The sequence below is a fragment of the Microbulbifer celer genome, from assembly GCF_020991125.1.
Classification (GTDB): domain Bacteria; phylum Pseudomonadota; class Gammaproteobacteria; order Pseudomonadales; family Cellvibrionaceae; genus Microbulbifer; species Microbulbifer celer.
The window spans coordinates 2,734,415-2,757,500 of the sequence record NZ_CP087715.1; the positions used below are offsets into that span (position 1 = coordinate 2,734,415).

Annotated in this window: 17 protein-coding genes and 2 rRNA genes (1 of these 19 only partly in view); 2 read left to right on the forward strand and 17 right to left on the reverse strand. The window is 57.0% G+C overall.

The genetic code is table 11. The annotated features are described in order from the left end of the window. Positions 1–144: 144 nt before the first annotated feature. Positions 145–2,031 carry an MFS transporter gene (locus LPW13_RS11495; RefSeq protein WP_230435539.1) on the forward strand — a complete coding sequence of 629 codons (1,887 nt, stop codon included), beginning with the start codon at positions 145–147 and terminating at the stop codon, positions 2,029–2,031. A gap of 87 nt (positions 2,032–2,118) precedes the next feature. Here LPW13_RS11495 and tpx read toward each other — a convergent pair whose 3' ends face one another. The 7 genes from tpx to LPW13_RS11530 form a co-directional block, all read right to left on the reverse strand. Next, positions 2,119–2,613 carry a thiol peroxidase gene (gene tpx / locus LPW13_RS11500; protein ID WP_230435540.1) on the reverse strand — a complete coding sequence of 165 codons (495 nt, stop codon included), beginning with the start codon at positions 2,611–2,613 and terminating at the stop codon, positions 2,119–2,121. 283 nt (positions 2,614–2,896) lie between these two features. Continuing rightward, entirely contained in the window at positions 2,897–4,303 is a 1,407-nt protein-coding gene (locus tag LPW13_RS11505) for a M20/M25/M40 family metallo-hydrolase (RefSeq protein ID WP_230435542.1), read from the reverse strand. 27 nt (positions 4,304–4,330) lie between these two features. Then, a complete protein-coding gene (locus LPW13_RS11510) occupies positions 4,331–4,681 on the reverse strand; it encodes a hypothetical protein (protein WP_230435544.1) in 351 nt (116 codons plus the stop codon). Positions 4,682–4,684: 3 nt separating this feature from the next. Then, positions 4,685–5,452, reverse strand: a complete 768-nt coding sequence (locus LPW13_RS11515; RefSeq protein ID WP_230435545.1) for a TSUP family transporter — start codon at positions 5,450–5,452, stop codon at positions 4,685–4,687. A 42-nt stretch (positions 5,453–5,494) separates the two neighbouring features. Beyond that, positions 5,495–6,121, reverse strand: a complete 627-nt coding sequence (locus tag LPW13_RS11520) for a lysophospholipid acyltransferase family protein (protein ID WP_230435547.1) — start codon at positions 6,119–6,121, stop codon at positions 5,495–5,497. A 64-nt stretch (positions 6,122–6,185) separates the two neighbouring features. Continuing rightward, the gene (prfC, locus tag LPW13_RS11525) at positions 6,186–7,769 is read right to left on the reverse strand and encodes a peptide chain release factor 3 (protein ID WP_230435549.1); all 1,584 of its coding nucleotides are present in this window, start codon (positions 7,767–7,769) and stop codon (positions 6,186–6,188) included. A 200-nt stretch (positions 7,770–7,969) separates the two neighbouring features. Further along, positions 7,970–10,366, reverse strand: coding sequence for a TonB-dependent receptor domain-containing protein (locus tag LPW13_RS11530; RefSeq protein WP_230435550.1), 2,397 nt, complete (start codon positions 10,364–10,366; stop codon positions 7,970–7,972). 321 nt (positions 10,367–10,687) lie between these two features. Here LPW13_RS11530 and LPW13_RS11535 point away from each other — a divergent pair, with 321 nt between their 5' ends. After that, positions 10,688–12,463, forward strand: coding sequence for an aminopeptidase P family protein (locus tag LPW13_RS11535; protein ID WP_230435551.1), 1,776 nt, complete (start codon positions 10,688–10,690; stop codon positions 12,461–12,463). Positions 12,464–12,507: 44 nt separating this feature from the next. On the opposite strand, the gene LPW13_RS11540 is transcribed toward LPW13_RS11535, so the two are convergent. The 10 genes from LPW13_RS11540 to LPW13_RS11585 form a co-directional block, all read right to left on the reverse strand. Continuing rightward, the gene (locus LPW13_RS11540; RefSeq protein ID WP_230435552.1) at positions 12,508–13,536 is read right to left on the reverse strand and encodes an alpha/beta fold hydrolase; all 1,029 of its coding nucleotides are present in this window, start codon (positions 13,534–13,536) and stop codon (positions 12,508–12,510) included. A gap of 86 nt (positions 13,537–13,622) precedes the next feature. Next, the gene (locus LPW13_RS11545; RefSeq protein WP_230435553.1) at positions 13,623–15,017 is read right to left on the reverse strand and encodes an MATE family efflux transporter; all 1,395 of its coding nucleotides are present in this window, start codon (positions 15,015–15,017) and stop codon (positions 13,623–13,625) included. Between the two features lie 42 nt (positions 15,018–15,059). Next, positions 15,060–15,557 carry a ribosomal protein S18-alanine N-acetyltransferase gene (gene rimI, locus LPW13_RS11550; protein ID WP_230435554.1) on the reverse strand — a complete coding sequence of 166 codons (498 nt, stop codon included), beginning with the start codon at positions 15,555–15,557 and terminating at the stop codon, positions 15,060–15,062. Between the two features lie 16 nt (positions 15,558–15,573). Further along, positions 15,574–16,377: a hypothetical protein gene (locus LPW13_RS11555; RefSeq protein WP_230435555.1), complete on the reverse strand. Its 804-nt coding sequence runs from the start codon at positions 16,375–16,377 to the stop codon at positions 15,574–15,576. Between the two features lie 22 nt (positions 16,378–16,399). Further along, positions 16,400–17,935, reverse strand: coding sequence for a 2-isopropylmalate synthase (locus LPW13_RS11560; RefSeq protein ID WP_230435556.1), 1,536 nt, complete (start codon positions 17,933–17,935; stop codon positions 16,400–16,402). A gap of 451 nt (positions 17,936–18,386) precedes the next feature. Next, positions 18,387–18,854, reverse strand: a complete 468-nt coding sequence (locus LPW13_RS11565; protein ID WP_230435557.1) for a MarR family winged helix-turn-helix transcriptional regulator — start codon at positions 18,852–18,854, stop codon at positions 18,387–18,389. Continuing rightward, complete coding sequence (locus LPW13_RS11570; protein WP_230435558.1) at positions 18,854–19,333, reverse strand: glutathione peroxidase; 480 nt, start codon at positions 19,331–19,333, stop codon at positions 18,854–18,856. The genes LPW13_RS11565 and LPW13_RS11570 overlap by 1 nt, the downstream gene beginning before the upstream one ends. 119 nt (positions 19,334–19,452) lie before the next feature. Further along, positions 19,453–20,481: an oxidoreductase gene (locus LPW13_RS11575; RefSeq protein WP_230435560.1), complete on the reverse strand. Its 1,029-nt coding sequence runs from the start codon at positions 20,479–20,481 to the stop codon at positions 19,453–19,455. A 345-nt stretch (positions 20,482–20,826) separates the two neighbouring features. Further along, positions 20,827–20,942 (reverse strand): 5S ribosomal RNA (gene rrf / locus LPW13_RS11580). Positions 20,943–21,227: 285 nt separating this feature from the next. Continuing rightward, positions 21,228–23,086, reverse strand: a 23S ribosomal RNA gene (locus LPW13_RS11585); it runs 1,023 nt beyond the window's last position.

The window sequence follows — 23,086 nt, forward strand, 5'->3', positions numbered from 1 at the left end:
ACCCACTGGATCAACCTGTGGTGGCCCGGACACTGCCTGCACCAAAGCCCCGCAACAGCGGGGCTTTTTTTGGCTTAGAGCATATACTGCACTCCCAGGCGGAATGGCATACCATGGACGAACCGGATATACAGAGGGATCGCCATGGCCGACAACAATCCGTTCCAGCTGCTAGGCAGTCGCCGTTTTCTGCCGTTCTTCTGCACCCAGTTTCTCGGTGCTTTCAATGACAACGTGTTCAAAAATGCCTTGATCGTGATGATCGCCTTCCGGCTCGCGGCCAGTGAAGCGAACTTCCTGATCAATCTGGCTGCCGGCCTGTTTATCCTGCCGTTTTTCCTGTTCTCCGCCACCGCCGGACAGATCGCGGACAAAACTGACAAAAGCATCCTTATCCGGCGAATCAAGTTGGCGGAAATCGCCATCGGCGTATTTGGCGCATTCGCGCTGTTCAGTGGCAACAACTACCTGTGCCTGGCCATCCTGTTTCTGCTGGGTGTTCAGTCCAGTTTCTTCGGGCCGGTAAAGTACGCTATCCTGCCGCAGCACCTGCGTAAAACCGAGCTGGTCAGCGGCAATGCGCTGGTGGAAATGGGCACCTTTGTCTCCATCCTCCTCGGCACCATAGTCGGCGGCCTGCTCGCCGGTCGTACCGGTGAGGGTGAATCCGGGATTCTGTGGATCTCCGGCATTGTCGTCACTGTCGCCACAGTGGGCTATCTGGCGGCGCGGGCAATTCCCCAGGCCATAGCGCCGGCGCCGGATCTGAAGATCAACTACAACCCGGTGTCCCAGACCCGTCGTATCCTCAAGGAAGCCGCAAAGACACCTTCCGTATTCTACGCCATTATCGGGATTTCCTGGTTCTGGCTCCTCGGCGCCGCTTACCTGACGCAGATTCCCAGCCTGACCAAAAACGTACTCGGTGGCAGTGAATCTTTGGTGACCCTGTTGCTGTGTTGCTTCACCATCGGCGTCGCCATTGGCTCCATACTGTGTGGGCGGCTCTCTCGCGGCCGCGTGGAACTGGGGCTGGTCCCCATCGGTGCTGCGGGCCTCACCGTCGCCGGGGTTTTACTCGGCAGTGTCACCGGTAACTTTTCACCCTCGACAGAAATGACGGTGGCCACCTTCTGGTCGACCGACGGCGCCCTGAGTATTCTGGTCAACCTGACCCTGATCGGGATTTTCGGCGGTTTCTATATTGTCCCGCTCTATTCCATGATGCAGGCGCGGTCGGCACCGGAAATACGCGCCCGTATCATTGCCGTCAACAACGTCCTGAATGCCCTGTTTATGGTGGTTGCCGCCATCATGGGGATTGTATTTCTGAACATTCTCGGCGCTACGATTCCCCAGTTTTTCCTGATCATCGCGCTGATGAATGCGGCGGTGGCGGTATTTGTTTTCACCAAGGTGCCGGAATTCACCATGCGGCTGCTGATCTGGCTGTTGTCCCACACCATGTACCGGGTAAAACACGAAGGGCTGGAACAGGTACCCGAGGAAGGCCCGGCCATCATTGCCTGTAATCACGTGAGTTATGTGGATGCCTTGCTCCTAGCCGGAGCTGTGCATCGCCCGATCCGCTTTATCATGTACAAGCCGATCTACGAGATTCCGGTACTGCATTTTATTTTCAAAACCAGCCGCGCGATCCCGATCTGCTCTAAACAGAAAGATCCCGAGGGTTACGCCCGCGCCTTTGAAGCCATCGAGCAGGGGCTGAAAGATGGCGATCTGCTGTGTATTTTCCCCGAAGGCCAGTTGACCCAAGACGGCGAGCTGCAACCATTCAAGGCGGGGATTGAAAAAATCCTGCAGCGCAATCCGGTGCCAGTGATTCCCATGGCGTTACAGGGGCTCTGGGGTAGCTTCTTCAGCCACAAAGACGGGCACGCGTTTTCTACCTGGCCCAAACGCTTCTGGTCCAGCGTAAAAGTCGTCGCCGGCCCGCCACTGGCTGCTGCGGCAGTGAAAGCCGAAGTACTGCAGGAAAAAGTACTGGCGCTGCGGGGGCAGCAGCGCTAAGTCACAACAAACTCAACAGATAAAAAAACAGCGGCCAATGGCCGCTGTTTTTTTATGGACAGATGAAAGGTGAGGGGCAGCGAGTGATCACAATGCTGCGAGTGCCGCCTCATAGTCTGGCTCTTCGGTGATCTCCGCTACCTGCTCGGTATAAGCCACTTTGCCGTTGGCATCGATCACCACCACAGCGCGGGACAATAGTCCCGTGAGTGGACCGGACTTGAAGGTAACACCGTAATCGCTACCGAAGTCCGAACGGAATACAGAGCCCAGCTTCACGTTTTCAATCCCCTCGGCGCCGCAAAAACGGGTCATGGCAAAGGGCAGGTCTGCAGAAACACAGACCACGACGGCGTTGTCCAGAGACGCGGCCTTTTCGTTAAAGGTTCGTACGGAGGTGGCGCAGGTGCCGGTATCGACCGATGGAAAGATATTCAGCACGATGCGTTTGCCAGCGAGATCTTCCAGCGTGAGGTCGGAGAGATCGCCCTGTACCAGGGTAAATGCCGGTGCCTTACTGCCAACCGCCGGCAGCTGGCCGACAGTTTCTACCGGGTTTCCTTTCATTGTGACTTTCGCCATTTTGTCATCCTTAATTGAGCCGTTGAATTGTAGTGGCAGCATGCACGACAGCAAAAGCCTGCGTCAATGCAATACTCCGCCAAGCTGGTTGAGTAGTGCTCTTAATTACTTCTGTGGCAGTGACGCTACCGGGTGCGGTCTTGCGAGACACGCCGTAAACCCATCCATGGGGGCTCTTCCGCGAGGTCCCTCTCGCGGAAGGTCTCGCAAGACCGCACCCGGCATCGCCACTTTCGCCCGCGATTGTCTTGCGTCGGTCATAGCTCGCTGGCCGTCATTTTTATCAGTGTTCGGCCGGCACCCGTCCGAAGTCGCCTTCCATTTCCGCAGCGAGGAAAGACATCACCACCCAGGCGGCAACGTTCTGCTTCAGGTTTTCCGGGTCCACCTTGTCCAGGGTATCGTTGGGCGTGTGGTGATAATCGAAATAATCGGTACCGTCCTGGTACAGGCCCATGGCCGGTACGCCGTTGGCAACGAAGACACTGCTGTCCGGGCCGCCGGAAGATTCGTTGTTGCCGCGCTCGATGCCCAGTGGCGCCAGCAACTGCATCATCTGATCGGCGATGGCGAATTTGCTCTCCGGGATCCGAGTGTCAAAGCGCCATACCTTGCCGGCGCCGAAATCGGACTCTGAGACCATGATGATTTTGTCCAGATCGTCTTTATGGGCATCCACATACTGACGCGCGCCAACCAGGCCAATTTCCTCGGCACCAAACAGCACGACACGCAGGGTACGGCGGGGGCGCTGGGGCAGTTCGGAGATAAGGCGCGCGGTTTCCATCACGATGGCCACGCCGGCCCCGTCGTCGAGGGCACCGGTGCCTTCATCCCAACTGTCCAGGTGGGCACCGATCAGCACCACTTCTTCCGGTTTCTCGCGGCCGACTACTTCACCAACAACATTGAAAGACGGACCGTCGGCCAGGCGCTGGTTTTCCACGTCCAGTTTTACTTCTACCGGCTTGCCACGCTCCAGCATGGCTTCGAGCAGGTTGGCATCCGGGGCGGAAAGCGCCAGCGCCGGCACCGGGTTTTCAACGCCGTCGATGGACATCATGCCAGTGTGTGCGAAGCGATCGGAATCGGTGCCCACTGAGCGCAGTAACAACGCGGCGGCGCCTTTCTCAGCTGCGGCACGCATGCCACGGCTGCGGCCCTGTACCGCGGGGCCGTAGCCTTCACCGGTGCGGGCGCGCTCCATACGCTTGTTGATAAAGGCGATTTTGCCTTTGATCTTCTTTTCGGGCGCATTGATCAATGCTTCCACATCTGCAAATTCGACGATCTCTGCGGTCAGGCCGCCTTTAGGCGTGGCGGCACCGTAACCGAGGGAACTGACTACCAGCGGCTGTGGATAGGGGGCGGTGACCTCGGCGTGCGCGTGCCCCCGCGCCCAGCGTTTTACGTCGATTTGCTCGGTGTAAACGCGGTCAAAACCGAGTTTTTTCATCTTCTGCTGCGCCCAGGCAACAGCGCGCTTGTCGCCCTCGGTGCCGGCGCGGCGCGGTCCGACTTCCACGGTAAGCGATTCCACCAGGCTGTATGCGTCGGAAGATTCCAGTGCGCGCTCCCGCAATACTTCGGCCACGGACAGGTCTTCTTTATCCAGCGGCACAGCATGGACACTCGCCATCAGCACTGCAGCGGCAATGCCGCCGGTAAAGCGCAAAACAGGTTTCAGCATATTCTTCTCCAGTTACAGCTATTTAAATTATTCGGTATTGGTCTTGGTATCCATATCGTCAAGCAGTCGCTGGCGAACCTCGCGCAGCTGTTGCAACCCTTTATCCGTAAACAGGTAGGGCATATGGCCAGTGTACTCGGATTCTTCAATCTGCAGACACTTCAGTCGCATCGCTTCCAGCGTTGGGTCGTGCCGCATGGGGTAACCGGTGAGTACCCGCCATTCGTTATCGTCCGCCTGACCGGCGATCACATCTTCCAGCCCCCGCAGGAACTGTGCCCGCTCCATGCGAAATCGCGGGGTGCGCATATGCATCAGTCCCCAGATGATCAGTGCAAATACCGCAAAAGACAGGCATACGGTTATGACGATGGTCATGGCTTACGCCTCCAGTAACAGTTTCACAGCCACCAACAGGGTGGCAACAATAATGACTGGTCTCACCAGGCCCACCCCACGGGCGATCACTAGGTTGGAGCCGAGACGCGCACCCACGAATTGGGCAACAGACATACAGATCGCAAGCCCCCACAACAGGTGACCACCGGCCATAAACAGCAACATGGACGTGGTATTGGTGGCGAGCACCAGCGGTTTGGTATGCGCGGTGGCCCTACGCATGTTGTACCCCAGTAGTGCAGCAAAAGCGAGGGCGTAAAAGGAGCCCATCCCCGGCCCGAAAAATCCGCCGTACAAGCCGATCCCGCCCCCGATAAACACGTTAAACGAACCATTGCCCATGCGGGGCTTGCGGTCGAGATCGGAGATGCTGGGAGAAAAGGCAAAGTACAGCGCGATTGCAATCAGCAGGATTGGCAGCAAGGTGCGCAACTGCTCCCCACCGAGCCGGGTCACGCTCCAGGTCCCGACTGCAGAGCCTATCGCCGCTGCCAGTAATCCAGGCCACAAGGGACGAAAATCAAGATGGCCTTTGCGGAAAAAGTTCAGGGTGGAAGACAGGGTACCGAACACGCTCTGAAACTTGTTGGTCCCCAGGGCATCCAGCGGGGGAATCCCGGCCCACAACAGCGCCGGCAATGTGATCATACCGCCGGCACCGGCGATGGAGCTGATAAAACCGGCAGCAAAGGCGACCGCGGTCAGAATAACCAGCGTCAAGGATGTCAATTCACCGGTAAACGCCGTCACTGCGTCTCCGCGTCAGTGCATGTTGTTACAAGAGCAACGGACTCACGGCACATCGACAAAATCGGTCTGGTTTTCCGGATTACGTCCCTGGTACTTGTGAAAACGCTTCTGGATTTCTTGCATATCCACGTCCAGTTTACCGGTCGGACGATACAGGGAGTCCACCACCACACGTTTGGTGGGAAAATCCCAGGCTACCAGCAATACCGGTACATTGGCGGCATAGGCAATACGCAGAAACCCGTTTTTCCAGCGCGCGGTTTTCTGACGCGTGCCTTCCGGGGTGATCGCCACCCACATTTTTTCATTCTGCCGGAACTGGCTGGCAACCTGCTTGGCCATGCCACCCGCAGCGGCGCGGTCCGTGGGAATCCCACCGAGCCATTTGAACAGGTTCTTGAACGGGAAGAAAAAGGCCTCTCGCTTCATCAGCCAGGAGGCTTTGAGTTTAAGGGCCATGATAAATGGCATCGCCACCACAAAGTCCCAGTTGGAGGTGTGCGGGGCCAGAGCCACCATCAGCTTTTTCTCCGGCGGGAACTCTCCTTCGAGACGCCATCCGAGCAGTTTCACGATTAGCAGCCCGATGCCCCCGGTAAAGCCGTTGCCGGCTCGCGGCATCTCATCGGGTAACTGGGCCGGAATGGTGGGTTTTCTATTGCTCGCCACGTGTGTGAGACCTCTGCCTTGTACTGTCTGTAGGTGGTGCGTCTGTTGTTTTGAAACCGTGTTGTCAGTGCTCGCGGGTCGCGTAGAAACGCACATCCGGGTAGCGCTCTTCTGCAAGCTGCAGGTTCACCCTGGTAGGCGCCAGGTAAGTCAGGTGACCGGAGCCATCTACCGCCAGGTGGGTGCTGGCCTTGCGTTTGAAGTTTTCCAGTTCCTTGGCACTCTCACTGTCCACCCAGCGCGCGGTATTCACGCTGACGTTTTCGTAGATGGCCTCCACTTTGTATTCGTCTTTCAAGCGGTAGGCCACCACTTCAAACTGCAGCACCCCCACAGCGCCGACAATGATGTCGTTATTGTCGAGCGGGAAAAATACCTGGGTGGACCCCTCTTCCGAGAGCTGTTGCAGACCTTTCTGCAGCTGCTTTAATTTTAGTGGATCTTTCAACCGGATACGGCGGAACAGTTCCGGTGCGAAGTTGGGGATACCAGTAAACTTGAGCGCTTCGCCTTCGGTAAAGGTATCGCCAATCTGGATGGTGCCGTGGTTGTGCAGGCCGATGATATCGCCGGCAATGGCCTCTTCCACATGGGTGCGGTCTCCGGCCATAAAGGTGACGGCGTCGGCGATTTTAATATCCTTGCCGATACGCACGTGTTTCATTTTCATGCCGCGACCGTAGGTACCGGAACACACGCGCATAAACGCGATGCGGTCGCGGTGCTTCGGATCCATATTCGCCTGGATCTTGAAAACGAACCCGGAGAATTTGTCTTCGTCCGGTTGCACGGTACGTTCGTTGGTTGCCCGCGGCTGGGGGCCCGGCGCCCATTCCACAAAACCGTCGAGCATTTCACGCACCCCGAAGTTGCCAAGCGCGGTGCCGAAGAACACAGGCGTCAACTCACCGGCCCGGTAGGCCTCCAGGTCAAACTCGTGGGTGGCACCGCGCACCAGTTCGATTTCATCGCGGATCTCTTCCGCCTCTTCGCCCAGCAACTCGGTGGCCTCGTCGGAGTCCAGCCCCTTGATCTGCACATCTTCCGGAATGGTGTGCCCCTGCCCCTGTTTGAACACATGAATGGTGTCGGTATACAGGTTGTACACGCCCTTGAAGTGTTGCCCTGAGCCCAGTGGCCAGTTGATTGGCGCAGCCTGAATATTCAGTACCTCTTCGATCTCATCCATCACTTCGATGGGGTCGCGGATATCGCGATCGAGCTTGTTGATGAAGGACAGAATCGGCGTGGTGCGCAGGCGACACACGTTCATCAGCTTGATGGTGCGATCCTCAACGCCCTTGGCGCCATCGATCACCATCAGCGCGGAATCCACCGCAGTAAGTACCCGGTAGGTATCCTCGGAGAAGTCTTCGTGCCCCGGGGTATCCAGCAGGTTCACCACTCGCTCCTTGTAAGGGAACTGCATAACAGAAGACGTCACCGAGATGCCCCGCTCCTGTTCCATGCTCATCCAGTCGGAACGGGCGTGGGGACCCTTTTTGCCCTTTACCGAACCTGCCAGCTGGATCGCGTTCCCGAACAGCAGCAGCTTCTCGGTCACCGTGGTTTTACCGGCGTCCGGGTGGGAAATGATGGCGAAGGTACGGCGGCCACTGATGCCCGCCAGGGAGGAAGATTGGGCCATAAAGCAAATATGCACAGCTGGATAAAAAACAGGCGCGCATTATACAGGAGAAGTGAGGGGCAAAAAGCGGCTGTCTTGGCAGGGGCGGAATAAGTAGCCAAAAGAAGCCGCCCTCAAATCGCAATGCGGCCCATTATCGTGGCTGAGGGCGAGGGTGGCGCTGCCGGGATCAGTCGACCCGGCAGCGCATATCGAAAGGACTAGAAAGAGACATTCACCCCGACCCAGAAGCTGCGAGCCTTGTCTTTGACGTTGTAGTCATCGGTAAACACCACCTCGCTCACCGCGCCGCGGCCGGTGACATAGTCGTATACGCCATCGCCATTGAGGTCTGTGTAGGAGGTGCTGTAAGAGGTGAAATCCTCATCCAACAGGTTATTGATGCGCCCGTTGACGGACACATACTCGTTGATCCGCAGGCGCGCCCCCAGGTTCAGCACCTCGTAGTTTTCAAAGTACAGGGGCTTGTCCAGCACATTGTCCCAGTCGCGGTAGCGGTCGGAACGCAGTTCTGCCTGCAGGTAGACATCCAGATCCGCGGTAGCCTGCCAATCGAGGGTCGCGTTGGCCATATGCTCGGCGGTGTTGGTGAGTGGTTGCCCCGCCTGTGCACCGCTCTTCTGCTCGCTGTCGATCCAGGTGTAGTTGCCCCGTAGTGACCAGCTCGGTGATAGCGATACCTGCCCGGCCAGCTCTACACCGCTGACTTCCACCTCGTCCACATTGATCTTCTGGCTGTAGGTCTGGTAGCCGAGCGCATCGTATTCCCCCAGGTTCACACACGGGCGGGCGCCACCGGTGCTTTCACAGCTCAGGATGGTATCGCCACGGGCAATCTTGTCCTTGAAGTCCGTCTGGAAGTAAGTGGCATTGAAGTTGTGCAGCCCGGACGGAGCCGTCCAGTACACCGCCAACTCTGAGTTGACGCTGGTTTCCGGCTCCAGGTCCGGGTTACCGGCAAAAGGCGAAGTACCCTGACCGCCAAAACCGGTGATGCCGTCATAAAGGTCGGTAGTCAGCGGGGTTTTGTAGCCGGTGCTTACACCGCCTTTCACGGTCCAATTGTCAGTCAGGGAATAGACACTGTAGAGACGTGGGGAGACCTGGCTACCGAACTGATCGTGGTTGTCGTAACGCACCCCCGCAGTGACCGTCATGCCCCCCACGGGCGTCCAGTTGTCTTCCACAAACAGGGAGTACATCTGGTGATCCTGCACACCGCCGGCGGCATTGTCTTCCATACCGAACACATCATCCTGCAACTCGCCATCGATCAGCTGGCCACCGACGACCAGCGCGTGATCACCGGCGAACCCGGACAGCGGGATATCCATACGCGCATCCAGGGTGTACTGATTGCTGGCGAGGGTGCGGGATGGACGCGGCAGGAATGTCTCTTCCGCCAGGGCCTTGCGCGCCTCTTCACTCATCCCCGCATATTCGCCGCTACCATCGTACATTGCCTGCAGCTCCAGACGCTCAGCCACGGTAAACGGCAGGGTACGCCCGGCATTATGGGTATCCACATAGCTCAGGGAGAGACTGCTGGACGCGAAGCCCCAATCGCCCTCATGGGACAGGGACCACCAGTCGCGGGTAAACATCTGATCCGCCGCGTAGCCGGTACGGGGGTTGACCTGTCCGCCGCGGGTCGCCCACACGGACTCGATATTATCTTTGGTGCCCAGGGGGTAGTTGATCTCACCCGTATTGACATCGAACGTCGGCGTGTTGTCGTAGACCTGCTCGGAGGTATCGTAGTTGAAACGGACAAACTGGCTGTCGCTGACCGTCCATGACAGGCTCAGACCGTACTGTTCACTGGTGTTATCCACTGTGCGACCACCACTGCCGAAGCCCATGGAGCGCACATGCACATCGCCATTGGGATCCACCGCGGGCTGGAATTCCGGGTTCGAGGCCAGGCGCTCATACACGCTGCCGTGCACACCAAGACTCAGCACACCGGGTACCAGCGGGCCGATCACATCGAAATCGGTGGTGAGATCATCGCCAAAGTTTTCATTGGTCTGCAGACTGCGGCCAAAACTGGCGCCGCCACTCCACTCATCGGAATGGCGCTTGGTGATCACATTGATCACACCACCGAGGGCATCGGCACCGTACAACGTGGACGCCGGCCCGCGAATCACCTCGATCCGCTCAATGGCATCCTGGGGCGGGATGTGATTGAACTGGTTGCCACCGAAATTGTTCGGGTAAATATCACCGTGGTTGTTCTGGCGCTTGCCATCGATCAACACCAGGGTGTAATCGCCGGTGAGGCCGCGCATACTGATGGAGCCCTGCCCGGTTTTATCGCGGGTGCTGCCGATATCGACCCCTTCCTGGTATTTCACGGCATCCAGCAACGTCGTGAAGGGGCGGGACTGAATCTCATCCTGACTGATGACCGAGATACTGGCGGGTGCATCGGTAATTTTCTGCTCGAAACCGGTGGCGGTAACCACTACGGTCTCCATCTGCGCGTCGTCCTGGACCGATTCCTGTCTGTCCAATTCCTGCGCCTGCACCCCCGCAACGGCCATGGCCACAGCCGCGCTAATCCCTTGCCAATAAAAGCGTTGCATCATCATTGTATCCTTTTTATCGATTTACCCGTGGCCTACCAGCCAGAGGCCGCGAATGATAACGATTATCAGGCTCATTACAACAACGTGGCGATTTTGCATAACAGATTGGCGTGAATTTCATAATTCAAGCGGGGAACTTTGCGGGAGTCGAAAATGTGCAGCAGGTGCGGCTTTCTTTATGGCCAGTCTTGATTCATGGCTCAGGCCACATTCAGTGACACACAGTAGTGGCACAGATGGCGGATTACCTCCTAAGATGATTGCCATTAAGGCCGACCGGGACATGGTTATGCCCCACCGTATTAAGCAGTACTGGAGAATTCTATGAGCGAAGCTTCAATCCGCGCATTGCAGGACCTACTGGGCCAGCACGGCTTGCAGGGTTTTCTGATCCCGCGTTGCGACGAGTATCAGAATGAATACGTACCCGCTGCCGATGAACGGCTTGCCTGGCTTACCGGCTTTACCGGCTCAGCCGGACTCGCCGCGATTACCACGCGTGGTTCGGCGCTGTTTGTAGACGGTCGCTATACCCTGCAGGCGGAGCAACAGATCGCTGAACAGCCACTGGCGCTGGAAAACCTGTCGCCACCGGACATTGCCAACTGGCTGTGCGACACGCTGAACGAAGGGGACACACTGGGATTCGATCCGCGGCTGCATACCGAGCCCGGCCTCGCCCCACTGAAAAAGAGACTCCAGGAGTGCGGCATCGCCCTGCAGCCGACGGAAAACAATCTCGTCGACAGCCTGTGGATAGATCGCCCGGAAACACCAGCGGGCGCCGCGCGGCCGCACCCGATGTGTTTCACCGGTGAAGACGCCACCAGTAAACGCCAGCGCATCGCGCAGTTGATAGCGGCCAAAAATCAGGATGCCCTGTGGCTGCCCAATCCCGAGGTGTGTGCGTGGCTGTTCAATATCCGCGGTGACGATATCCCTCACCTGCCCGTTGCCCTCTCCATGGGGGCTCTCTACAGTGACGGCAGTGCCACGCTCTACCTGGCGGACAACGCGATCAGCGACACATTGCGTCAGCACCTGGGTGCCGAAGTGGAGCTGGTGACGGAGAAATCCGACCTGTTCAAGGCGGCCGAGCGTCGCCACCTGCAACAGGTGTGGACGGACCCGTCACTCACCAATTGCTGGACGCTGCAGGCGTTGAGAAATCTCGAGATCAAACTTTTACTCGAACGGGATCCGATCACCAGTGCCAAGGCGTGCAAAAACAGCGTCGAGCTGGAAGGCAGCCGTGCCGCCCATATCCGCGATGGCGCCGCCCTGTGCGAGTTTCTGGCAGAGCTGCCGGAAGCCGTGAAAGGTACAAAGTTCGGCGAGCTGGAAGCGGTACAACTGCTGCGCAGCAAGCGGGAACAACGAGAGGGATTTACTGACGACAGCTTCGATTCCATTTCCGGGTACCGCGGCAATGGCGCTATCGTGCACTATCGGGTAACACCGGAATCCAGCCTAAGCATGGCGCCGGAGGGAATCTACCTGATCGACTCCGGCGGCCAGTATCCGGACGGCACCACGGATGTCACCCGCACTGTCGCCCTGGGCCCCGTTCCCAGCCAGGCGCGCGATCACTTCACCCGGGTACTGAAAGGCCATATCGCCATTGCCACCCTCAAGTTCCCGGTCGGCACCTGCGGGGAGCAGATTGATGCCCTCGCGCGCCGCGCCCTGTGGGACGCCGGACTGGATTATGCCCACGGCACCGGACACGGTGTAGGGAGCTTTCTGAGTGTGCATGAGGGCCCGCAGCGAATCGGCAAGGCGAACACCAATGTCGCGCTAGAAGCGGGCATGATCGTTTCCAACGAACCGGGCTTTTACCTGACCGGCGAATACGGTATTCGTATCGAAAACCTGATTCTTGCCAAGCAGGCAGAAAATTACCCCGGCTTTCTCGAGTTTGAAACACTCACGCTGGCGCCCATTGACCGCCAGCTGGTAGAACCACTATTACTGTCCGACAGCGAGCTTGGGTGGCTGAACGACTATCACCAGAAAGTCCGGGAAACACTGCTGCCACTGGTCAACGAACCGACCCGCGAATGGCTGCAACACGCTACGCTGCCGATCGCGGCAGAATAGTTAAAAACTAAAGCAAAAAGAATGAGTGATCGAAGGGGCAGCTATTACCTGCCCGCTTCGGAAATCTGCGGTTGCGCCCGTACAGCGTCGAAAAACGGTATCAGCTGCTCCAGCACCAGCCGACTCACCGCCGGCTCAAGCGCGTGCCCCATATCACGAATGGCCACAAAGTGTGCATCAGGGATTTTTTGTGCCGTATCGCGGCCATGCGCAATAGGTAATAACGGATCAGCATCACCGTGAATAACCAGCACAGGCAACTGCAACTTGTTCAGTAACGGGGAGCGATCCCCGCTGGCGAGTATCGCCAGAAACTGACGTACGGTACCTGGCGGGTAAGTTCCCCGACTCACCACGCGCTTCGCCAGCGCGCGCGCATAGGTTTCACTGAAGTATCTGGGAGAACCGATGGTGCGCGCGATCTCCACCCGCTTGTCCAACTCCCCCTCCAAGGTCAGTGACGATTCGGCGCCGGACGCCAATGCCGAGACAGCAGCCTGAGCGGGCTCCGGCAGATTTGGCGCGCCGGAACTCGACATGATGGAAGTAAGACTGCGGACACGCTGCGGATTTTCTGCGGCAAAAACCTGGGCGATCATACCGCCCATGGACGCGCCGACAATGTGGGCGCGTTGAATATTCAGCGTATCCAGCACGCCCACGGCATCCGAGGCCATGTCTGAAAGGGTATAGAAAGGCTTGGGTGTGATCCCGACTTTCTGTTTAACCAATGCCCACCAGATGGGCGGTGCTGACAGCGCATAAAATTTTTGCGACAACCCAGCATCCCGGTTATCCAGCAAAATCACCCGGTACCCCTGCTTTAAAAGGCCCCGAACCAGGGGATCACCCCAGTGCAGCATCTGCGCCCCCAGCCCCATAATCAGAAGGACCGGCTCCCCATCCGGCGGGCCCATGTCCTGATAGGCGATGGCAGTACCGTCAATGGTGGCGAAATGGATGGGATAAATATCAAACGGGCTTTCTGTCGCCCGAGCGGATACAGAAAGCACTAAAGCAATCAGCGCCGGCAACACTAACCCGCTGACCATTTTCTTACACACCATACCCATGCCAGCGTTCTCCTTTTTGCTAAACAGACCCGAACAGCTCCGGCTTTATTTCTGGCTTCTATCCGCGGCTACTTCTCTTACGTATTCTATTGCACGCGTTTTATCGCATCTCCACCGGTCACCGGTGACATCGCCGATACATTACTGCCGATATAACGCCGCAGCCACCACCACGCAACGCCCCCCAGCACCAGGTTGGAAATTGCTGTGGCCACAAACAACCCTTGTATCCCCCAGAACTGATTGCCCAGCCAGGCCAGGGGCAGGTACAGCCCCAGAACACGCAAAAATGAAATCAGGGTGCCGGGCAGCGGGTGCCCCAGGCCATTGAAAGCGGCATTGGCAGACATGACAAACCCGTAGCCGGCGTAGCTGATCGGCACCACGGTCAGATAAGCAACGGCCACCGACAAAACCTGAGGGGAATCACTGAACAGACTCGCCACCGGTCCTCCAGCAAAATACAGGACTAACGCCATCCCCACGCCGAACACCATACAGAAACGCGCAAGTACGGAGACCGTCAACTGCGCGCGGCCCACTTTGCCGGCTCCGGCATTCTGGCCAATAAACGGGCCCACCACGGAAGACAATGCGTAAAACACGATCAGGGCAAGTGGCTCGATACGCAACGCAACCCCGAGTCCCGCCACCGCTTCGGCACCGTGGGACGCCACCAATGCCACCACGACCCCACCGGACATGGGAATAATCACGTTAGTCGCTATCGCCGGCAATCCGACCCGCAGTAGCTGTCCCCAGGATTCCCGGATTACAGGCAGGCGCCAGACCGACATCGCCAGTAACTGCTCGCGATGCGCCAGATAATAAAAGGCGGCCACAAAACTCACCCCCCTGGCAATAATCGTCGCCAGTGCTGCGCCCTGTAATTCCAGTCTCGGGAAAATACCCCAGCCGAAAATCAGCAGCGGATCGAGCACCAGATTGAATAGCGCTACGGCCACCATGATGCGTCCTGTCAGGGCACTGTTACCAATGGCGCGAATGGCCGATAGCGCCACCATCGGCGCCATGGCAAACACTGCTCCGAGGTACCAGGGCACCATGTAATCTGAGATCAGTGGCAGCAGGGCTTCTTCGGCGCCAAGCAGGCGAAACAACGGCTCGATGGTGAGCAAGCCCACCACCGTAACCACAATCGCAATCAGTGCCGCCAGCAACACCGCATCAGTGGCCAGGCGGCGTACCCGGTTCAAATCACCGGCGCCATAAGCCCGCGCCACCGCGGAGGACGTACCAGCGCCAAGACCAATAGCAATGGCATTGATGACCATTACCACCGGAAAAGTAAAACTCATCGCCGCCAGGGGGCCACTTCCCAGCTGGGCAACAAAGTAGGTATCCACGACATTGAAAGACATGGTGGCGAGAATCCCCCATACCATCGGCAATGCCAGGCGCCGCAGATGGGCAGCTACCGAGCCTTCGAGCAATGAGGGGAGTTGACGGGATTTGGCCATGAAATTTCCAGTACTGAATGACGGACGCACCTGAACCGGCAGCTACCGTAGCAGACTCATTATCAGTGCGTCTTCCCGGCTGCCGTCGGGGTTGGGGTAGTAGTTCTTGCGGCGCCCTTCTTCCATGAACCCGAGCTTACGGTACAGGTTGCGGGCAGCGCGGTTGGATACACGCACTTCAAGTAATACCCGGTGGATATCATCCGCCAGCTCAGTGAATACGCGTTGCAGCAAATACTCGGCGAGCCCCTGGCGGCGCCAGTGATTGCTGACCGCCACGTCGAGAACCTCTACTTCATCGAACAACTGGCTGGTTACACAGCAGGCCACAATGTCTCCAGGTTGCGTCCCCGCTGGTTCCCGCTGCGGTTTTGTCCGCAACAGCCACCCAAGATGGCCGGAGGCCAGGCTCTGCCGATACTGATCCGCACTCCAGGGATGGATTTGCGTTTGTTCAGCCAGGGCCGCCAGTGCATCGCTGTCATTTGCACAGGCGCGCACGAATACGAGTCCGGCGGGGGGAATCTTGAGATCAGTCATGTGTAAATCGGGTCGATTATGCGCGGGTCTGCTCGGGGTAGACGCGGCGGAGCAACTGCCATAACGCCCGCTTCTGTAGCGGCTGCTGCAACAGGGTAGTCAAGCTCGGCATGGCGATTACCTGTACGCCCTTCCAGTCATTTACCGGCTGCTCCAAGGCAATCGGCGCACAGAATTGTTGAGCCGCATCTCCCATCAGCCAGATGGATTTTACCGGTTTGCGGGAACAGGCAGCCTGCAACCAGCTACCACAGATATCGCGCGCATCATCGGCACCCGCAGCGGCAGTAAATGGATTTTCTGCGGGTGGCCACTTCAGGCGATCGCGCTCACAGTCGAGCCCGTGCCAACCCAGTGCGCGGGCAATATTGCCGAACAGCGATTCTACCGGCAGTGCGGCACCAGGGACACGACTGTCCACCGCGAGCAGCTCCTGACCCAGCCACCAGCAGCTGAGCACAAACGGCTCCACCGGCTGCTCCGGCGCAGTCACCCGCGCCGGCTCCGTGGGAACGATTTTGGTTTCCGCAGTAATACTGCCAATCACCCGACCGACATCAGTCGGAATCTGTACCGGTGCTGACTGGTTCGGGGCTGGACGGCTGGCCGCACTTTCAGGCGGCGGCACGTTGGCCGCGCCTGCCCCGGTTTCGGCAAGCAGTGCAGCGGCAGGCGAGCTGGCCGGCGCAATAGACGACGTCTCAACCGGCGGCGGCAATGGCGCCTGGGTCGGCTCCGGTGCCAACGGCAGACGAAACCTGGGCATATAGCTGGTGACCCCCAGTGCTGTCAGATACTCCGTCCGTAACCGTTCGTTCACGTGCTCACCTCGTCAGCCGGGGTTATACCCCCTGCGCTTTGCTGTTTTTACTGGCGAGCAAGTTTAAAGCATCCAGATAGGCTTTTGCGGATGCAATCAGAATATCTGTGTCCGCCCCTACGCCGTTCACCAGTCGACCATCCCGTTCGAGACGCACGGTGACGCTGCCCTGGGAGTCTGTCCCCTGGGTCACAGCATTAACAGAGTACAGTTTCAGGTCCGCGTTGCTACCGACAACGGACTCGATCGCCTTGAACGTAGCGTCAACCGGTCCACTGCCTTCCGCCTCACAGGAACAGACCTCGCCATCAATGGTCAGCTGCAGCTGCGCGCGTGGGTTGCTGCCGCTTTTGCTGCGGACCTCGAGGTCCGTCAGCTGATAGTGCTCCACCGGATCGGCGGCGCCGGAGATCAACGACTGCAGGTCTTCATCGAAAATTTCGTGCTTCTTGTCCGCGAGGTCTTTGAAGCGCTGGAACAGGACACTGAACTCCGCCGGGTCCGCAAAGGTCACCCCGAGCTCTTCGTAGCGGGCTTTTACCGCAGCGCGACCGGAGTGTTTGCCCAGCACCAGGCGATTATTGCCCCAGCCCACATCCTCTGCACGCATGATTTCGTAGGTTTCGCGATGTTTGAGTATGCCATCCTGGTGAATGCCGGACTCATGCGCGAAGGCATTGGCACCGACGATGGCCTTGTTCGGCTGTACCGGGAAGCCGGTAATGGAGCTCACCAGGCGCGAAGTCGGTACGATATGGGTGGTATCAATCCCGGTATCCACGGGGTACAGATCCTGGCGGGTACGCACCGCCATCACGATCTCTTCCAGCGAAGCATTACCAGCACGCTCCCCCAGACCATTGATGGTGCACTCTACCTGACGCACGCCATTCATAACTGCCGACAGGGAATTGGCCACTGCCAGACCGAGGTCGTTGTGGCAGTGGGTGGAAAATATCGCCTTGTCGGAGTTGGGGACATTCTCGATCACCCGTTTGAACATCGCGCCGTACTCTTCCGGCTCGCCGTATCCCACGGTATCGGGAATATTGATGGTACCGGCACCGGCTTTGATCACCGCCTCAATAATCCGGTACATGAACTCAGGCTCGGAGCGGCTGCCGTCCTCCAGTGAGAACTCCACATCGTCAGTGAACTGACGGGCGGACTTTACCGCCTCAACTGCCTGGCGCAGCACATCCTCGGGCTCCATCTGCAGTTTGTACTTCATATGGATCGGCGAGGTGGCAATAAAGGTGTGAATACGCCCGGAATTGGCTTTCTTCAGGGATTCACCAGCGCGGATGATATCCGGCCCCATAGCGCGGGCAAGGCTGCACACGGTGGAATCCTTGACCGTTTCGGCAACTGCTTGCACGGCTTCAAAGTCACCTTGACTGGCAATGGCGAAACCGGCTTCGATCACGTCCACCTTCATGCGTTCCAGCATGGTAGCGATACGGACTTTTTCCTCCTTGGTCATGGAGGCGCCAGGGCTTTGCTCACCATCGCGCAAGGTGGTATCGAAAATGACTAATTTATCTTTTATAGTGTTCATCAGGGCCTTTCTCCTAATCTTGCCCGAGGCTAAACAGCGCTAACGTCGCTGTCTATGCGCGGCTCGAATTAAGTACGGAATTCTGTAGAGGGGTGCGGGAATAAAATTATATGCCGCTACGTAGTAGACGTAGCGGGCGGGGTAGTCGCAAAGCGGCAGCAAAATTCAGGCGTACAGGAGACTGACACCGACAGGATTGAATTGTGGAACAGGCGCGTGTCGGGACACTGGAGACAACGTGCCTCACTGCCACGATATCGGCCACATAAGGCTCTGCATTGTCGGACATATAAACGACAGACATGATTGCTGCATCTGATTGGTTACGGTAGCGAAACTATACCCGCACACCGAGCCCAATATCAACAACCATCCTAAAATCATTGGAATTACATGGGATATTCACAAAACTGTCCCATGCATTCCAAAAATAAAGAAAAAGCATCCCGAGCTATGGATCTTTACGAAGCTGGTCCAATAGCCCCCAGAGCTCGCCATGAAGAAACGCCAAGCGCTCTCTGGGCACATCCAGCTGACCCAGCGCCCGGTCTCTCCACTCTTGGGCTCTCGGCTGGAGGGATCGCCCCTCTTCCGTGAGTGCAATCAGCAACGTCCGCTCATCTGTGATCGAGCGCTGACGGGTCAAAAGCCCCGCGCCCTCCATCCGTTTAAGCAGCGGGGTCAAAGTGCCCGAATCCAGCATCAGGTGCTCGCCCAGGGCCCCTACGGTTATCGCCTCGGCACTCCGTTTTTCGTCCGCCCACTGCCATAACAGCAACAACACCAGATACTGGGGATAAGTGATACCCAGCGCACGCAGCATTGGCTGGTATGCGCGGATCATGGCTCTGGAGCTGGCGTAGAGTGCGAAGCAGAGCTGTCGATCCAGGTGCAGGGCGTCGCCCTCGGGTTTGGCCATTAAAGCAGCTTCTCGATATCGGCAGCCAACGCTTCAGGCTTGTCTTTGGGTGCGTAGCGCTTTTCTACCTTGCCTTCGCGATTAACCAGAAACTTGGTGAAGTTCCACTTGATGGCTTCGGTCCCCAGAATACCCGGCGCCTCGCTTTTCAGGTGACGGAAGAGTGGGTGGGCCTCTTCGCCGTTTACGTCCAGCTTCGCGTATACAGGAAAACTGACACCGTAATTGAGCGTACAGAACTCCTGTATATCACTGTCACTGCCCGGCTCCTGCTGACCGAACTGATTGCATGGAAACCCGAGTACGGTAAAGCCCCGCTCTTTATAGTCACGGTACAGGTCTTCCAATCCCTGGTACTGCGGCGTAAAGCCACATTTACTGGCGGTATTCACCAGCAGCAATACCTTTCCGCGATGCTCGTCGAGTGTGGTTTCAGTGCCGTCCGGTGCCGTCAGAGGAATCGAATAAAGGTCTGTCATTGGATCTCCTTGTGGAATCAGTAAAGTATGTGAACGACAATATTGCACAAAACTTAATTGCGCACAATATAAATAGTCAAGCAACGGAAACCGATCTGCGACTGGCAAGTACCGTCTGGTCAGACGCTCAGGGTACGTCCCTCGACGGCGCTGCGTTCCGCCAGCTCAATCAACCGGACAACATCCAGCGCCTGTCGCGCTGTGACTGGAGGCTCTCCCCCGCTTCGTATTGCGTGATACAGAGCGTCGTAATACCGGTGGTAGTTGCCGGTTTGTGTTGGCAATGCCGTCCTCTGTCCAGCAACGTAAAGCGAACCATATTGCTCGGTCTCTTCCTTGCCCCACTCAGAACCATCCGGACGTATCCCGGCACGCAGGCGGTCCTCCTGGGGATCCAGCCCCCATTTCTGGTAACTCCCCTTACTGCCGTGCAACTGGAAGCGATGATTGGGCGACGCACAAAACGGGCTGGAGTGCAGGATGACCTGATGCGCCGCGTACCCCAACTGCAGATGAAAATAGTCGGCCACTTCGGCGTGCGGCCGCATTGCCAGCACGTTTGCGGTAATTGTCTCCGGCCAGCCGAACAACACCAGCGCCTGGTCAATCAGGTGTGAGCCCAGGTCATACAAAAAGCCGGTACCCGGCCCCGCCTGTTCTCGCCAGCGCACCTGGGGCTCGGGGCGGAATCGGTCAAAATGACTCTCAAACAGGCGTACCGTTCCCAGTGTCTGATTTTCCAGCAGCGCCTGTACCGTCAGGAAATCTCCATCAAATCGACGATTGTGATAAACACTGAGTACTCGCTGATGCTCATCGGCCAATTGGACCAGGGCCTCGCCTTCACCAACCGTGTTAACGAACGGCTTTTCCAGAACCACGTGCAGCCCCGCCTTCAGTGCCGCTTCGGCAAGAGGGAAGTGTAGTTCGTTGGGAGCCGTGATAATCGCCAGCTCAACGTCGGTATCGCTCAGGTCTTCCATACTGGGGACGACTTCCGCCTCAGGCACAAGCTTCTTCGCCAACTCCGACTGCCCGGAAACAACCTTGATAAGCTCGTAATCGCCACGGCTCTGGAGAAATGGCAGGTGGAAAGTTCTGCCGGAGAAACCCAGCCCTATCAGGGCCGCTTTTATAGGCTGATTCATAACCTGTCCTTACGCTAGTCTTCATTGATCTATCCAAGCACTCTATCGCACCCCAGAATGGGTAAACAGATAGTTATCCCCTCCTCCCCATAGGAGGTAATGGCACATACAAACACAACTGGCCTGAAACATGCCTGTAACTAGAGTTACTCACAAATATCATGGATAGACCTGTGCATAACTACGGGATATTGGAGGTAAACCGCATGGTTACTGGCTTTGGGGAACCGTATAAAAATACGTCGATGGGTTTTTGAACAATTCTGGGCGGGATAAAGCTGTGGAAAATTTTTTCCACATATGAAAAAGGCCCAGCCGCGTTAGCGACTGGGCCTTTGAATTAAAGCCTGACGATGACCTACTCTCACATGGCGAATCACCACACTACCATCGGCGATACTGCGTTTCACTTCTGAGTTCGGCAAGGGATCAGGTGGTTCCACAGTTCTATGGTCGTCAGGCAAACTGGCTTGGGTTGGCTCGGTCTTATGGGCTGCTCTTGATATCAAGGGCCCTGCGCTGCCGTGTTACCGCCGTTTGCACGATCTTTCGATCAACGGTAACCCCAAATAAGGCAGAAAATTGCTCCATGCATTTTCTGCATTCCCGCCATCCATGGCGGGCTTCGATAAAACAATCTGTAGTAATACACCGCAAGAACTCTGTATGTCTCTCGTTGCTTGCGCCTTAACGCTCACAATCCAATCTAGCTCTGCTAGATAATCGTCAGTAACCATCTCTGTTGTATGGTCAAGCCGCACGGGCAATTAGTACTGGTTAGCTCAACGCCTCACAACGCTTCCACACCCAGCCTATCAACCTGGTAGTCTTCCAGGGCCCTTTAGGGAACTCGAGGTTCCAGGGAGATCTCATCTTGAAGGAGGCTTCCCGCTTAGATGCTTTCAGCGGTTATCCCGTCCGAACATAGCTACCGGGCAATGCCACTGGCGTGACAACCCGAACACCAGAGGTTCGTTCACTCCGGTCCTCTCGTACTAGGAGCAACTCTTCTCAAATCTCCAACGCCCACGGCAGATAGGGACCGAACTGTCTCACGACGTTCTAAACCCAGCTCGCGTACCACTTTAAATGGCGAACAGCCATACCCTTGGGACCGGCTTCAGCCCCAGGATGTGATGAGCCGACATCGAGGTGCCAAACACCGCCGTCGATGTGAACTCTTGGGCGGTATCAGCCTGTTATCCCCGGAGTACCTTTTATCCGTTGAGCGACGACCCTTCCATTCAGAATCGCCGGATCACTATGACCTACTTTCGTACCTGCTCGTCATGTCTGACTCGCAGTCAAGCGCACTTATACCATTATGCTCATTGCATGATTTCCGACCATGCTGAGTGCACCTTCGTACTCCTCCGTTACTCTTTGGGAGGAGACCGCCCCAGTCAAACTACCCACCATACACTGTCCCCGATCCCGATAAGGGAACTGGGTTAGAACCTCAAACATACCAGGGTGGTATTTCAAGGATGGCTCCACTGCAACTGGCGTCACAGCTTCAAAGCCTCCCACCTATCCTACACAAGTAGGCTCAAAGTTCAGTGCAAAGCTGTAGTAAAGGTTCACGGGGTCTTTCCGTCTAGCCGCGGGTACACTGCATCTTAACAGCGATTTCAATTTCACTGAGTCTCTGGTGGAGACAGCGTGGCCATCGTTACGCCATTCGTGCAGGTCGGAACTTACCCGACAAGGAATTTCGCTACCTTAGGACCGTTATAGTTACGGCCGCCGTTTACCGGGGCTTCGATCAAGAGCTTCGCCTAAGCTAACCCCATCAATTAACCTTCCGGCACCGGGCAGGCGTCATACCGTATACGTCCACTTACGTGTTTGCACAGTACTATGTTTTTAATAAACAGTCGCAGCCACCTGGTCACTTCGACCGGTCTCAGCTTAGGGAGCAAGTCCCATCACCAAAACCGGCGTACCTTCTCCCGAAGTTACGGTACCATTTTGCCTAGTTCCTTCACCAGAGTTCTCTCAAGCGCCTTGGTATTCTCTACCTGACCACCTGTGTCGGTTTAGAGTACGGTTCGCAATTGCCTGAAGCTTAGAAGTTTTTCCTGGAAGCATGGCATCAACCACTTCACCTACAAAGTAGGCTTCGTCATCAGCTCTCGGCCTTAGGGACCCGGATTTGCCTAAGTCCCCAGCCTACTACCTTAAACACGGACAACCAATCGCCGTGCTGGCCTAGCCTTCTCCGTCACTCCATCGCAGCAATTGCAAGTACAGGAATGTTAACCTGTTTCCCATCGACTACGGCCTTCGCCCTCGCCTTAGGGGCCGACTAACCCTGTCCCGATTAGCGTTGGACAGGAACCCTTGGTCTTCCGGCGGGGAGGTTTTTCACCCCCCTTATCGTTACTCATGTCAGCATTCGCACTTGTGATACCTCCAGCAAACTTCACAGTTCACCTTCAGCGGCTTACACAACGCTCCTCTACCATGCAACAAAGTTGCATCCGCAGCTTCGGTTATCAGTTTGAGCCCCGGTATATCTTCCGCGCGGGCCGACTCGACTAGTGAGCTATTACGCTTTCTTTAAAAGATGGCTGCTTCTAAGCCAACTTCCTAGCTGTCTGGG

Coding starts and splice junctions, on each gene's coding strand:
- LPW13_RS11495 (WP_230435539.1), top strand. CDS start 145: ATGGCCGACAACAATCCGTTCCAGCTGCTAGGCAGTCGCCGTTTTCTG.
- prfC (WP_230435549.1), bottom strand. CDS start 7,769: ATGGCCCAATCTTCCTCCCTGGCGGGCATCAGTGGCCGCCGTACCTTC.
- LPW13_RS11530 (WP_230435550.1), bottom strand. CDS start 10,366: ATGATGATGCAACGCTTTTATTGGCAAGGGATTAGCGCGGCTGTGGCC.
- LPW13_RS11540 (WP_230435552.1), bottom strand. CDS start 13,536: ATGGGTATGGTGTGTAAGAAAATGGTCAGCGGGTTAGTGTTGCCGGCG.
- LPW13_RS11560 (WP_230435556.1), bottom strand. CDS start 17,935: ATGAACACTATAAAAGATAAATTAGTCATTTTCGATACCACCTTGCGC.
- LPW13_RS11565 (WP_230435557.1), bottom strand. CDS start 18,854: ATGGCCAAACCCGAGGGCGACGCCCTGCACCTGGATCGACAGCTCTGC.
- LPW13_RS11535 (WP_230435551.1), top strand. CDS start 10,688: ATGAGCGAAGCTTCAATCCGCGCATTGCAGGACCTACTGGGCCAGCAC.
- LPW13_RS11510 (WP_230435544.1), bottom strand. CDS start 4,681: ATGACCATCGTCATAACCGTATGCCTGTCTTTTGCGGTATTTGCACTG.
- LPW13_RS11545 (WP_230435553.1), bottom strand. CDS start 15,017: ATGGCCAAATCCCGTCAACTCCCCTCATTGCTCGAAGGCTCGGTAGCT.
- LPW13_RS11505 (WP_230435542.1), bottom strand. CDS start 4,303: ATGCTGAAACCTGTTTTGCGCTTTACCGGCGGCATTGCCGCTGCAGTG.
- LPW13_RS11575 (WP_230435560.1), bottom strand. CDS start 20,481: ATGAATCAGCCTATAAAAGCGGCCCTGATAGGGCTGGGTTTCTCCGGC.
- tpx (WP_230435540.1), bottom strand. CDS start 2,613: ATGGCGAAAGTCACAATGAAAGGAAACCCGGTAGAAACTGTCGGCCAG.
- rimI (WP_230435554.1), bottom strand. CDS start 15,557: ATGACTGATCTCAAGATTCCCCCCGCCGGACTCGTATTCGTGCGCGCC.
- LPW13_RS11570 (WP_230435558.1), bottom strand. CDS start 19,333: ATGACAGACCTTTATTCGATTCCTCTGACGGCACCGGACGGCACTGAA.